This window comes from Hoeflea sp. IMCC20628 (assembly GCF_001011155.1).
Classification (GTDB): Bacteria; Pseudomonadota; Alphaproteobacteria; order Rhizobiales; family Rhizobiaceae; genus Hoeflea.
In genome coordinates, this window is the sequence record NZ_CP011479.1 from 4149829 (window position 1) to 4162878 (window position 13050).

Consider the following 13050-nt stretch of genomic DNA (forward strand, 5'->3'; position numbering starts at 1 on the left):
GACTGCAGCGCTGCGGCTGTTGTGTTTTTACATCCGGATCTGCACTTCACCAGATCGAGACGAGATCGCCGGACTATCGGTTGGACGCTGCCCGCTCGCGAATCTCCGCCAGGGTCCAGTCGACCAGCAGTTCGCCATCCTGCCAGACCGGCTGCAGCAGGTTTTGGCGCTCGCCGATATCCTTGAGCGCTACGGCCAGCGGCCGTCCACCCTCCATCACCACCGCCTGGCGAAAACGCTTGGAGGCCTTGCCGGGATCGGTCTTGGGGTTCTTGTTGATGCCGTGCCAGGCATCATCCTTGTCCTGCCGGGCATTGGCCTTCATGGCGAAGCGCAGCGTGTCGCGATTGACCTTCTGCAGCAGGCCCGCCCCCATGCCGAAAGCGATGTTTTCCGCCGACCAGCCCTTGTCCTCGAGACGGCCGAGAATGATCTTGATCGTCTCAGGGGTGACACCGTCGCCCTGGATCACCCGAACTGCCGGATTGAGCACCTTGTAGCCCTTGGCGTTGACTGAGAAACCGAAGATCTCGCCCAACATTTGCACCGTGTCGACCGGCACCCGGGTGGCGTCGCCGGAATCGGGCCGCACCACCAGCGTGCCACCAGATGCCTCGACCTCGGCCTTGAGTTCTTCGCCCCAGATGTTCTTGACGGCGCGATACAGATCGTAGGAATCGGAGACCACGGCGACGAGCTTGCCGGGCCCGGCGAATTGCTTGAGCATGTTGCGATAGGCCTCGGTCTCGCGGTCCTCGCCCCAGCTGGTCATGGTCGAATGCTCGGCGGCGGGAATGGAGAAACCCGCCATCTGCTCGTGATAGAAGCGCCGCGCGGTGACCAGCGCGCTGACCGTGTCGGTGCCAAGGAAATTGACCAGATGGGCGACGCCGCCGATACCTGCCTGTTCAAGTGATGTGGTGCCGCGGGCGCCAAAATCATGCAGCCGGAACGGCAGCACCTCATCGGGCGTATCGCAGGTACGTTCGAGCGAGGCGGCGATGATCTGGCGAGCGCCGTGCGAGACCGTGGCGACGGTGGACGGATACCAGACAGCGCGCAAGAGTGCTGTCTCGATGAAGGTCGGCAGCCAGAAGAAATCCGGATCGGTGTTTCTGACCTGCACCAGCGGGGTGCCGGTAGGCGCCACCATGCCTTCAGGCAGCGCCTCGATCAGCAGCGGGAAATAGCCGTTGTGGCGGGTGACGATCTTCTCGAAACCCTCGCGGTGAAACGGCAGACCGTGGGCGGTGATCATCTCCTCGGCCTCGTCGACATTGGCCATGGTGATCTTGCGGGAGAGATAATCCTTGAGAAACATCTGCAGGCCGAAGAACAGCACATGGTCGTGCTTGCCGCCGGGACGCGCCTCGATATAGGCCGAAATCGCCGCGGTTTCGGGCGGATACTGGGCGAAATGCGAGTATTTGTAGCTGTCGGAATTGAGAATGGGGTTCATGATACGCATTACGCTCCGGCGCTTGATCTCATCGGCGCGCAGCATGCAATTGCAGAGACCACTTCGGCAAGAGCGCCGGAGCAATTGATCTGCCAAGACCCGGATTTTGTCGGAATCGTGACCTGATCGATTTCAACCGGTCGGAGCGGCCGGCTGATGGCCGCCCCGTTTGAACATCAACCTCGCAGCACGCCGCCCGAGGATTTTTCGACATTGGCGATGACCGCCTTGGCCAGCTTGTCGAGATCTTCATCCGTCAGCGTGCGGTCACGCGGCTGGATGGTGATCTCGATGGCCAGCGACTTCTTGCCTTCGCCCAGCGACGGGCCTTCGAACAGGTCGAAGACATTGACGCCGGTGACCAGCACCTTGTCGGCACCCTGGGCTGCGCGGACCAGCGTCGCAGCGGGCACATCGCTATCGACCACGAAGGCGAAGTCGCGGCGCACGGCCTGGAAGGTCGAGAGCGACAGAACCGGCTTGGTGCGGGCGGCCTTGCGCTTGGCTTCCGGAATGGCGTCGAGGAACACCTCGAAGCCGCACAGCGGACCGGAGACATCCAGTGCCGAAAGCGTATTGGGGTGGAATTCGCCGAAATGGCCAAGCACGGTTTTCGGACCGAGCTTGATCAGGCCCGAGCGGCCGGGGTGATACCAGTCCGGAGCACCCAGTTCGAAGGACAGCCGGTCGACCGGCGCGCCGCAGGCTTCAAGCACTGCAATCGCATCGGCCTTGGCATCAAACACGCCTACCGGCTTGGCCGCGCCATCCCAGTGACGGCCCGAACCGGTCATGCCTGCGGTGCCGCGGCGGATGCCGCCGGCAACACGGCGCTGGCCTTCGGGCGTGTCGTTTTCATAGGTGCCGGAGACTTCGAACAGCGCCACATCACCAAAACCGCGGTCGGCATTGCGCTGGGCCGCCAGCAGCAGGCCCGGCAGCAGCGACGGCCGCATGTCGGACATGTCGGCGGCAATCGGGTTGACTAGCTTCAGTGCCCGCGATCCGCCGCCAAACAGCTTGGCTTGCTCTGCCGAGATGAACGACCAGGTGACGGCCTCGAGCATGCCGCGCGACGCAAGCGCGCGCTTGGCCGACCGGGTGCGGATCTGGATCGTGGTCAGGATCTTGCCATTGACCGAGCCAGTCGGCGCCAGCGGCTCGGGGGCAATCTTGTCGACGCCGAAGACGCGCATCACCTCTTCGACCAGATCGGCCTTGCCGTCGATATCCGGACGCCAGGACGGAACAGCGACCTTGACCGTTTCGCCGCTGCCTGTGACCTCGAAGCCGAGACCGGTGAGAATCGCCCGAGATTCTTCATCGGAGACGGTCAGGCCGGTCAGCCGCTTGACTTCGGCGAAGGGGAAATCGACGATTTTCTTCTCGTGGCCGGCATAGCCGGTCACCCGGGCTTCTGCAGCGGTGCCACCGCACATGTCGAGCACCAGTTCGGTGGTGCGTTCAAGACCCGGCACCATGTACTCAGGATCAACACCGCGCTCGAAGCGGTAGCGGGCATCGGTGATGATGCCGTGGCTGCGGCCGGTCTTGGCGATGTTGATCGGATCCCAGAGCGCGGATTCGATCAGCACATTAGTGGTGTTGTCGTCGCAGCCGGAATGTTCGCCACCCATGATGCCGCCGATCGATTCGGGACCATTGTCATCGGCAATCACCACATTGGCCGGATTGAGCTTGTAGGTACGAGCGTCGAGCGCGAGGATCTCCTCGCCTTCCTGGGCGCGACGCACCACCAGTTCGCCCTTGACCTTGTCAGCATCGAAGACATGCATCGGCCGGCCCTGGTCAAAGGTCATGTAGTTGGTGACATCGACCAGCGCTGAGATCGGGCGAAGTCCGATGGCCAGCAGCCGGGCCTGCATCCATTTCGGGCTCGGGCCGTTCTTGACGCCGCGCACCAGCCGCCAGGAAAACCCGGGGCACAGGGACTCATCGTCGAGGATGATCCGCACATTCTGGGCCGTCTCGCCGTCCACCGCAAAGCTCGGGGCCTGCGGCTGCTTCAGCGTGCCAAGACCGGAAGCGGCCAGATCGCGGGCGATGCCGTAGATCGAGGTGCAATCGGGACGGTTCGGCGTCAGGTTGATCTCGATGACCGGATCATCAAGGCCGGCATACGATGCGAACGGCGTGCCGATCGGTGCATCTTCGGGCAGGTCGATAATGCCGTCATGGCTGTCGGACATGTCGAGCTCTTTTTCCGAGCACATCATGCCGTGGCTTTCGACGCCGCGGATATTGCCGACGGACAAGGTCACGTCGATGCCCGGGACATAGGTGCCCGGCTCGGCCAGCGCGCCGATCAGGCCGGCGCGGGCATTGGGCGCACCGCAGACGATCTGCACCGGCTTGCCGTCGCCCTTGTCGACCATCAGCACGCGCAGCTTGTCGGCGTTCGGATGCGGCTCGGCAGAGACGACTTTCGCGATGGTGAAGGGCCTGTAGGCCGCCTTGTCGTCGACGTCCTCGACTTCGAGACCGATGGCCGTCAGCCGCTCGACAATGGCATCCAGCGAAGCGTCGGTTTCAAGGTGATCCTTGAGCCAGGAGAGTGTGAATTTCATAGATCTGTTCTCCTTACGCGCTCAGGCCGCCGAACAAGGTCGGCATGTCGAGGGGGCGGAAACCGTAATGGCTGGTCCAGCGGACATCTGCGTTGAAAAAGTCACGCAGGTCGGGCATGCCGTATTTCAGCATGGCGATGCGGTCGAGCCCCATGCCCCAGGCAAAGCCCTGATACTCGTCGGGATCGAGCCCGCCGGCACGGAGCACATTGGGGTGCACCATGCCGCAGCCCAGAATTTCCATCCAGTCGGAGCCCTCGCCGAACTTGACGATCGGACCCGAGGTGCGGTCGCACTGGATATCGACCTCGAAAGAGGGCTCGGTGAACGGGAAGAACGACGGGCGGAAGCGCATCACCACATTGTCGACTTCGAAGAAGGTCTTGCAGAATTCTTCCAGCACCCAGCGCAGATGACCTACATTGGCGGTCTTGTCGATCACCAGCCCCTCGACCTGATGAAACATCGGCGAATGGGTGGCGTCGGAATCCTGCCGGTAGGTCTTGCCCGGAATGACGATGCGGATCGGCGGCTTTTGCGCCTCCATGGTGCGGATCTGCACCGGCGAAGTGTGGGTGCGCAGAACCTTGCGTTCGCCATTGTCATCGGGCTCAAGGAAGAACGTGTCATGCATTTCCCGGGCCGGATGGCCGTCGGGGAAATTCAGCGCGGTGAAATTGTAGTGGTCGGTCTCGATGTCCGGACCTTCGGCAATGGCAAAGCCCATGTCGGCGAAGATCGCGGTGATCTCGTCGGTGATCTGGCTGATGGGATGGATGCGGCCGCGCTCGGCAGGTGAGGACCGAACCGGCAAGCTGACATCAACTGTTTCGCGCGCCAGACGCTCGGTGATGGCTGCGTCGCGGAGCTCGCTCTTGCGGGCCGCAATGGCGTCAGCGACGCGGGCCTTGAGACCGTTGATCGCCGGACCTGCTTCCTGGCGTTCCTCGGCGGACATCTTTCCCAGACCCTTGAGCAGTTCGGAGACAGAGCCCTTCTTGCCGAGGGCCGACACCCGCACGGCCTCAATGGTCGCCTCATCGGCGCTTGCGGCGATCTCGGCCATGATGGAGGTTTCAAGTGTCTGGTACTGGCTCATGATCTTTGACTGTCCGTATCTGGCTGGGCGGTTGCCCGTGCTTAAACGAATTGGCACTTTCACGAAACAGGGGAATGCCTGATCCTGAAACGAAAAATCCCGCGCCAGCCGTGCCAGCGCGGGATCCCAAAATTCAAATTCTGCTTCGGGAAAACGCTGGCTTAGGCGACAGCGCTTTCAAATTCGTTCGGCGTGGAATCCTTGAGGTACACAAGCGCTTCCTTGGAAGCGGCGATGAGTACGCCAAAGGCTTCCGCATCATGGATCGCCATGTCGGAAAGAACCTTGCGGTCAACCTCGATGCCCGACTTGGTCAGACCATCGATGAAGCGGCCATAGGTCAGGCCGTGCTCGCGGACAGCGGCGTTGATGCGCTGGATCCAGAGAGCGCGGAAATTCCGCTTGCGGACCTTGCGGTCGCGATAGGCGTACTGCATCGACTTGTCGACGGCGGCCTTCGCTGCGCGGATGGTATTTTTGCGGCGTCCGTAAAAGCCCTTGGCTTTCTTCAGGACTTTCTTGTGCTTTGCATGGGCGGGTACGCCCCGTTTTACGCGTGCCATTTCATGATCTCCTTAAATTCGGTGGTCCCGGCGCTTATGAAAGGCCGTTGGGAAGAAACTTCTTGACGATCTTGGCGTCAGGATCCGAGAGGACCATTGTGCCGCGCGCGTCGCGAATGAACTTGTTGGACCGTTTGATCATGCCATGACGTTTGCCAGCGGCGGCAGCCATAACCTTGCCGGTTGCCGTGATCTTGAACCGCTTCTTGGCAGACGATTTCGTCTTCATCTTGGGCATTTCGCTACTCCTTATGAGGCTTTTGCGCACCGTGTCGGCGCCACGCAGCCATCTTCTTGTTGGGTGAGATGCAAAGGGAGAAGTCCCCATTTGCATCAAGCGTTGACAACCGCCTCGGCATGCCCTGCCGGCCGGTTTGAACGCGCGCTTTATAGCCATAGCCTGACAAAAGCGCAACGGGCGTTCGAGTGATTCCGTCTGATAAAAACAAAAACCGGCCCTGACAGTCACCGGGCCGGCTTCAACAGTCGGAATTTGGCGTTATTTCGGCGCCAGAACCATCATCATCTGACGGCCTTCAAGCTTCGGCTCGGCTTCAACCTTGGCAATCAAGAACGTGTCGTCCTTGACCTTCTGGAGCAATTTCATGCCGAGTTCCATATGGGCCATTTCACGGCCACGGAACCTGAGCGTGACCTTGACCTTGTCGCCTTCGTCAAAAAAGCGATTCATGGCGCGCATCTTCACATCATAATCATGTGTGTCGATGTTGGGGCGCATCTTGATTTCCTTGACCTCAACGGTCTTCTGCTTCTTGCGCGCTTCCGAGGCTTTCTTCTGCGATGCGTATTTCAGCTTGCCCAGATCAACGATCTTGCAAACGGGCACGTCACCTGCGGAATTGATCTCGACAAGATCGAGGCCAACTTCTTCAGCCATGCCCAACGCCTGTTCGGTTGGCACGACTCCGTGGTTGTGGCCTTCGGAATCAATGAGCTGGACCGTCGGGGTCCGGATATTCTGGTTTGCGCGGGGGCCTTCGTTGGCGGTTGGCGGCGCTCTGAATGGTCTGCGAATGGTTTTGGTCTCCTGATTAACTCGTCGGTTCTGCCTGTGGCGACGTGCGAGCAAACTTGTTTACGCGCAATGTCGTCATCGGCAGGCCGGTGTCAATAGCATGGCTTTGCGAAAAAATCACCACGGGTACGGTCGAACGCCCGCGAATCTTGTAAAAGGGGTCCGAACTCAGCAAACGGAGCGTGACGAACATGATGCAACCAGAGGCCACTACGCTCGATGTAGGCACCGGCAGCGAGGCACGTTCGATCGCTGCGCTGACCCGCAAGGCGACCGAGGCCGGGGCGGGTTTGCCAGGCTTCGTCTGGCTTGGCGGGTACCGCTCCGACATGACCGGTTCCAAGGCCGAAGCGCTGTGCCAACTGGCCGGAACACAGGGGCGAGCCTCGCTGCGCTTCGATTACTCGGGACATGGGGCGTCGGGCGGCAGCTTTCGCGACGGCACGATATCGCGGTGGCTGGAGGAGAGCCTTGCGGCGTTCGAGCAATGCACGTCCGGGCCGCAGATCCTTGTCGGGTCTTCGATGGGCGGATGGATTGCGCTGCGCATGGTGCAGGAACTCAGGGCCCGTGGAGAGGGTGACCGGGTGGCGGGTCTGGTGCTGATTGCGCCGGCGCCGGACTTCACGCTGGAACTGATGGAGCCGGAACTGACGGACGCGCAGCGCCAGGCGCTTGAGCGGGACGGCTTCTACGAGGAGCCGACGCCTTACGGACCTGATCCGAACATCTTTACCCGGGCGCTGTTCGATGATGGCCGCAAGAACCGGGTTCTGCAGGGCCTGATCGACACCGGCGCCCCGGTCCACATCATTCAGGGCATGGCCGATCCGGATGTGCCCTGGCGCCACGCACTCAGGCTTATCGAGCACTTGCCGTCGGAAAACGTCACATTGACGTTGATCCGTGATGGCGACCACCGGCTTTCGCGCGACGAAGACATCGCCCGCATTCTTGCGGCGGCGGACGGGATCGCAGCGCGCGCCTGACTCTACAGCAGTGTGGTTGACCAGCCGGCACCCAGGCGAAGCTTTGGGTGTGGCGCGAAAGCCGCGGCTGGTAACCATGTCGCCAGAAGAACCTGGCCTCGCAATTGACTCTTCACGCTATCGGCTCTTAACTCTTTGTTAACGAACTTTGGATGGCGTGGAGTAGACCGGCAATGTTTTTCGGCCCGGGACAAAAGAGACTGACGTTGATCGCGCTGATGGCGTTGATCGCGGTACCTGCCGGGGGCATGGCCGCGGGCCGGTCCATGGAGACTGGCAGAGTGACGTCGCAGCCCATCGGACACTATGAATTCTGCAAAAAGTTCTCATCCGAGTGCAAGCCGGTCAAGGGCTCGACCGCAGCACCCAAGGTCACCGATTACGGCTGGGATGTGGTCAATGAAATCAACAAGGCCGTCAACTTCTCGGTGATGCCGAAAACTGATTTCGAAATGTTTGGCAAGGAAGAAGTCTGGGCCTATCCGGACGTCGCCGGCGATTGCGAAGATTATGTGCTGCTCAAGCGGCATATGCTGATCGAACGCGGGTTTTCCGCCGCCGACACGCTGATTACCGTTGTGCGCAAGCCGGATGGCGAAGGTCATGCCGTGCTGACGCTGAGAACAGCCGAGGGCGATTTCGTGCTCGACAATCTGGTTGACGACGTCAAGAACTGGCGTGACACTCCGTACAGCTATCTCAAGCGTCAGGCCTCGAACAATGCAGGCCGCTGGGTCACCATCGAGAATGGCTCGGATGTGCTGGTCGGGGCGCTGAAGTAAACCTGACAAAGTCCGCACGAAACATTGCTCAGTCGGCGCTGGCACCGCCCATAAGGTCGGCCTGTGCCGCGGCCGCCCTTTTTTCAATGATCTGAAGCCCGCAAGCGGCCAGAACCCCGATGACTGCCATCAGCCCGAACAGCGTGAATGTCGCGCCGATTCCTGCATGGGTGATGGCAAGCGCGGAGCAGATGGGTGCGCCGGCCATGGCGAAAAGCCGGATCGTAGCAAGATTGCCGGTCAGCGCCCCATAGCCCACTGTGCCGAACAGACGCGCCGGCAGGATCGCCCGGGCGATGAAGTTCAAGCCCTGGCCGATTCCGAAACTGACCGCAAACACGATCACGATGAGATCTCCGTCAAACCAGAGCGCCGCCGCCAGGAAGGCAACACCCAGAAGCAGCGCAGCACTGGAGATCACACCGACGACCGATGATGAAACACGCTCCCCGGTCAACATTTCGATCATTCGGGCGGCAACCTGCATCGGACCGATGACTGCACCAGCCAGCGCCGCAAGCGCGGCCTCGCGCCCCATTTCCTGCAGGATCAGGAAGAAGGACGTGTGCACTGCGGACATCAGAAAGCTGCTGCCGGAAAAGGCAACGGCCATCAAGACGAACCCAGCGGTGCGGCCGCCGGGACGCAACAGACCGGGATCTGCTAGCACCGGCTCGGACGGAGCCAGATCAATTCCGCGGCCCGGCCGGCGTGGAATCATGGCGTGGATCGGCAAGGCGACGAGCAGATTGATCGCAGCCAGAATCAGGCAGACCCCACGCCAGTCCATGAAGCCGAGCAACCAGTGGATCAGCGGCCAGAACACGGTGGACGCAAACCCGGCAATCAAGGTGACATGGGCGATCGGCCGCCGTGCTTTCCGCCCGTGCAGGGCGGTGAGTGCGGCAAATCCAGTTTCGTATTGAACCATGCGGGCAGAAAATTCGATCAACAGCATGGCAATTGCGAAACCTGCCATCGACTGGACATGCGACAGATTGAAAAGCGTCAGCGCCGCCAGACAGGAACCGACAACCATCACCGGACGGGCACCGAACCGGTCCATCGCCCGTCCGACCAGAGACGCCGTGACGGCACTCGTCAGCAAGGCTGCGGAAAACACGCCGAAAACGAAACTGTTGCTCCATCCCTCGGCCCGGGCAATTTCCGGCCCAAGAATGGCAAAAGGATAGTACAGCGTGCCATACCCGATGGTCATCGAAATGCCGATGAGCAACGTCAGCGGCTCAACCCGGCGGGCGCGAAGGCTCACTGATCCCGCCAGCAGTCGAACACAGCCTCAGATGCCACTGTGATTTTTTGATCATGGGTTACTGGCAATCCGGTGGTCCCGAGCAAGTGAAACCAGTGACGTGTATCAGCAATTTCCTCAGTCTGTCGTGATCCTGCAAGGCGATGATCTCCTCGAGCTCATCGTACAATTGACCAAAGTCCAGACCTTCCGGATGGGGTTCGTCGGCGACGGAAATCTTTGGGTGCTGGGTCGGACTGGCCATCTCAATGGAAATCCGCAAGACCTCGTGAAGCTTTTCGCCTTTCCGCAAGCCGGTCACCTTAATGGCAATGTCGCCATCCGGATTGTCCTGATCGCTGACCGTCAGATTGGAGAGCTGGATCATTTTCAAAGCCAGGTCCTTGATCCGAACCGGCTTGCCCATATCCAGAATGAAAATGCTCCCGCGCTGCGCTTCCTGCCTGTTGCCAAAGCGCGCCATGCTGCCTGCCTGAATGACCAGTTGCGAGGCTTCAACGATCGACATGAAGTAGCGGGTGACTTCCGGGTCGGTCAGGGTAATCGGCCCCCCGCTCTTGATCTGTTGGCTGAACAAGGGAACCACCGATCCGCTGGAGCCGATGACATTACCGAAACGGACGGCGCAGAATGTTTTTTCCGGCTTGTGCTCCCTGGCCCTTGCGGCGAAATCCTGGATGACAAGTTCAGTAATCCGTTTCGAGGCGCCCATTACGCTTGACGGCCAAACCGCTTTGTCAGTGGAGATAAGCACCAGCACTTCAACGTCCGTCTCATAGGCCGCCGAGGCCACACACAGCGTGCCCAAAGCGTTGTTCCTGACGCCTTCGAATTCGTTCGCCTCGACCAGCGGAACATGTTTATAGGCTGCGGTGTGGTAGACGGTCCTGACATCGTGCTCGCGGATGACGCGCCGCACAAGATCGCGGTCGCAGACCGAACCGAGAACCGCTACTATTTCCAGATTGGACTGGCGTTCCAGTTGATTGACGATCTGATACAGCGCAAATTCGCTGGTATCGATCAAGACCAGCTTGGCGGCGCCCAACGTGGCAGTCTGGCGGCACAGTTCAGATCCGATGGATCCGCCTGCACCGGTCACCATCACCACCTTGCCGCGAATATTTGCCTCCATCAACTGCTTGTCCGGGCTGACCATCTCGCGGCCCAGAAGATCGCCGATCTCGACTTCACGCACCATATTGACGATGTGCTTGCCATCGGCGATGTCGGCAAAAGCCGGCAATATGCGAACCTTGATACCTTGCTTGCGCAGGGATTCAACCACGCTCATCCGTGCGTTGCCGCTGGCGGTGCGCAATGTGACAATTGCATCCTTGATGCCATACCGCTCGATAATACCCGGCACTTCGCGGGGAAGATGGATCGGGTTGCCGTCCATCAGCCGACCTTGCAGATTGGCATCATCGGATATGTGGAATATCGACAAGCGCGAATTGTCACTTTGCAGCGAAGCCGCAATCTGTCGCGCGGCTTCGCCGGCGCCGTAGATGAGGATATGGCGTTTCGGCGCGGGAACACTGCTCAACGACAACAGAACCGACCGGGCCAGAAATCGCAAGCTGATGAGCATCGTCAACGCAAGCAGCCAGGATATGACAAGAACGGTGCGGGGAACACCTTCGGCTCCATAGGCCCGGGTCATGAATGCAAGCAGGCTCCAGACGAGTCCGGCCAGCCCGACCGCCTTGACTGCCGACCAGATTGCGTCTTCTCCAACATAACGGATCAGTGAACGGTATAGTCCGAACCCGTAGAGAAGCGGAATCGCAATCACCGGGGCCACCAAGATCAGCAGCAACTGCGCATTGTTAGGGGTGTAGAATTCGTTGAAACGGACGCTGTAGGCAAACCAAACGGAAAAAACGACAATTGCCGTATCACAAACCATCAGGAAAAGTTGCTTTACCCTCCGGTTGCGAGCCAACATCCAACCAAGTGAATTCCGCAACATCGTCAATATTATACTTCCCACCAGTTCCGGCTGCGATGAACTCCATCGCCCGCGTCACCGCGATCATATCATTCACAATGCATCAATAAGCAAGGGTGCGCGACCGGTTTGATCGTCGAGGTTTCAATGCCGCGACGCGCGGTCACCAACGGCATGGATCTATGCTCAGAGGAAAAGCCCCTGGTGACGCTCCGACCCTGCCGGTTCAGAGCGCTCGCCGAGCTGAAACCGTGTCAGGCGTTGCCGATCAGGAGTCCTGCCGCAAACACCAATGCGCCACCCAGGACCACCTGAAAAATCGCCCTGCTCCAGGGTGTGTTCATCCAATGGTTCTGAATCCATGCGATGACCCAAAGCTCGACAAACACCACACCTATGGCGACGCTGGTGGCGACAGTGAAGTCGGGGATCAGATAGGGAAGCGCGTGACCGAGGCCGCCGATCGCGGTCATGATCCCAGAGGCCAGGCCTCGCTTGACCGGTGAACCACGGCCGGAGATGACCCCGTCATCATGCGCGGCTTCGGTGAAGCCCATCGATATGCCTGCACCGACAGACGCCGACAATCCGACCAGGAAGGTTGTCCAGGTGTCGCCGGTGGCGAAAGCCGTTGCGAAGATCGGCGCCAAGGTGGAAACCGAGCCATCCATCAAGCCCGCCAGTCCCGGCTGCACATAGGTCAGGATGAATTTGCGGCGGTCGGTTTCCGCCTCCTCTGCCTTCACGTCTTCCGGCGTGTGTTCATGACCGAGCCGGCGCGCCAGCGACTCATGACTCTTCTCCGCCAGAGCCAGGTCCCCGAGCAATTTTCGTGTGTCGGCGTCTGACGTGCGCCGCGCCGCAGCGAGATAGAAATTATGGGCCTGGGCTTCCATGTCTTCTGCGGTCTGGCGAATCTGCTCGACCGGCTGGTTCTTGACCAACCAGTCCGGTTTGCGCTCGTAATATCCGCGCACATGCTCGCGCCGTATCAGCGGAATGCGATCGCCGAAACGCTGCTTGTGGCGATCAATCAACCGGGCCCGGTGCTCGCCTTCCTCAGCAGCCATTTCCTCAAACACCTTGGCTGACTGCGGATAATCCTCCCGCAAATGATCCGCATAGGCGAGATAGATGCGCGCATCGTCCTCTTCCGAGGAGATGGCGAGCGCCAGCACCTCCTGTTCGCTCAGCGAATCAAAAGATCTGCGGTTGAAGCCTATGACGCGAGACAGCATGGGGCACCCTCGGTTAGAATAGTTCTAAACTACTCAACGGCGATTTCGTTTTCAAGTCCCGTAACCGGA

The 13050-nt window shown here is 60.1% G+C and carries 12 protein-coding genes; 2 read left to right on the forward strand and 10 right to left on the reverse strand.

Annotation, left to right across the window (positions count from 1 at the left end; genetic code table 11):
- Positions 1 to 73: 73 nt before the first annotated feature.
- From IMCC20628_RS19475 to infC, 6 genes are all read right to left on the reverse strand, one after another.
- Positions 74 to 1459, reverse strand: a complete 1386-nt coding sequence (locus IMCC20628_RS19475) for a nicotinate phosphoribosyltransferase (protein WP_047032791.1) — start codon at positions 1457 to 1459, stop codon at positions 74 to 76.
- Between the two features lie 176 nt (positions 1460 to 1635).
- A complete protein-coding gene (gene pheT / locus IMCC20628_RS19480; protein ID WP_047031580.1) occupies positions 1636 to 4047 on the reverse strand; it encodes a phenylalanine--tRNA ligase subunit beta in 2412 nt (803 codons plus the stop codon).
- Between the two features lie 13 nt (positions 4048 to 4060).
- Complete coding sequence (gene pheS, locus IMCC20628_RS19485) at positions 4061 to 5146, reverse strand: phenylalanine--tRNA ligase subunit alpha (RefSeq protein ID WP_047031581.1); 1086 nt, start codon at positions 5144 to 5146, stop codon at positions 4061 to 4063.
- 161 nt (positions 5147 to 5307) lie between these two features.
- On the reverse strand, positions 5308 to 5709 hold the full coding sequence (gene rplT / locus IMCC20628_RS19490) for a 50S ribosomal protein L20 (RefSeq protein ID WP_047031582.1): 402 nt from the start codon (positions 5707 to 5709) through the stop codon (positions 5308 to 5310).
- Positions 5710 to 5743: 34 nt separating this feature from the next.
- Complete coding sequence (gene rpmI / locus IMCC20628_RS19495) at positions 5744 to 5947, reverse strand: 50S ribosomal protein L35 (RefSeq protein WP_047031583.1); 204 nt, start codon at positions 5945 to 5947, stop codon at positions 5744 to 5746.
- A gap of 261 nt (positions 5948 to 6208) precedes the next feature.
- Positions 6209 to 6745, reverse strand: coding sequence for a translation initiation factor IF-3 (gene infC, locus IMCC20628_RS19500; protein ID WP_082128364.1), 537 nt, complete (start codon positions 6743 to 6745; stop codon positions 6209 to 6211).
- A 191-nt stretch (positions 6746 to 6936) separates the two neighbouring features.
- Between infC and IMCC20628_RS19505 the strand changes: the two genes are divergently transcribed.
- Complete coding sequence (locus tag IMCC20628_RS19505; RefSeq protein WP_047031585.1) at positions 6937 to 7734, forward strand: alpha/beta hydrolase; 798 nt, start codon at positions 6937 to 6939, stop codon at positions 7732 to 7734.
- Between the two features lie 218 nt (positions 7735 to 7952).
- Positions 7953 to 8516, forward strand: a complete 564-nt coding sequence (locus IMCC20628_RS19510) for a transglutaminase-like cysteine peptidase (RefSeq protein WP_245307966.1) — start codon at positions 7953 to 7955, stop codon at positions 8514 to 8516.
- A gap of 28 nt (positions 8517 to 8544) precedes the next feature.
- Here the strand turns inward: IMCC20628_RS19510 and IMCC20628_RS19515 are convergent, their stop codons facing one another.
- The 4 genes from IMCC20628_RS19515 to mbfA all read right to left on the reverse strand — a co-directional run bounded on the left by IMCC20628_RS19515 (position 8545) and on the right by mbfA (position 12981).
- Positions 8545 to 9789, reverse strand: coding sequence for an MFS transporter (locus IMCC20628_RS19515; protein ID WP_052766559.1), 1245 nt, complete (start codon positions 9787 to 9789; stop codon positions 8545 to 8547).
- Positions 9790 to 9847: 58 nt separating this feature from the next.
- The gene (locus IMCC20628_RS19520) at positions 9848 to 11701 is read right to left on the reverse strand and encodes a nucleoside-diphosphate sugar epimerase/dehydratase (protein ID WP_052766560.1); all 1854 of its coding nucleotides are present in this window, start codon (positions 11699 to 11701) and stop codon (positions 9848 to 9850) included.
- Positions 11691 to 11840, reverse strand: a complete 150-nt coding sequence (locus tag IMCC20628_RS25480; RefSeq protein WP_197078346.1) for a hypothetical protein — start codon at positions 11838 to 11840, stop codon at positions 11691 to 11693. The genes IMCC20628_RS19520 and IMCC20628_RS25480 overlap by 11 nt, the downstream gene beginning before the upstream one ends.
- A 157-nt stretch (positions 11841 to 11997) precedes the next feature.
- Positions 11998 to 12981, reverse strand: coding sequence for an iron exporter MbfA (gene mbfA, locus IMCC20628_RS19525; protein ID WP_047031588.1), 984 nt, complete (start codon positions 12979 to 12981; stop codon positions 11998 to 12000).
- Between the last annotated feature and the right edge of the window lie 69 nt (positions 12982 to 13050).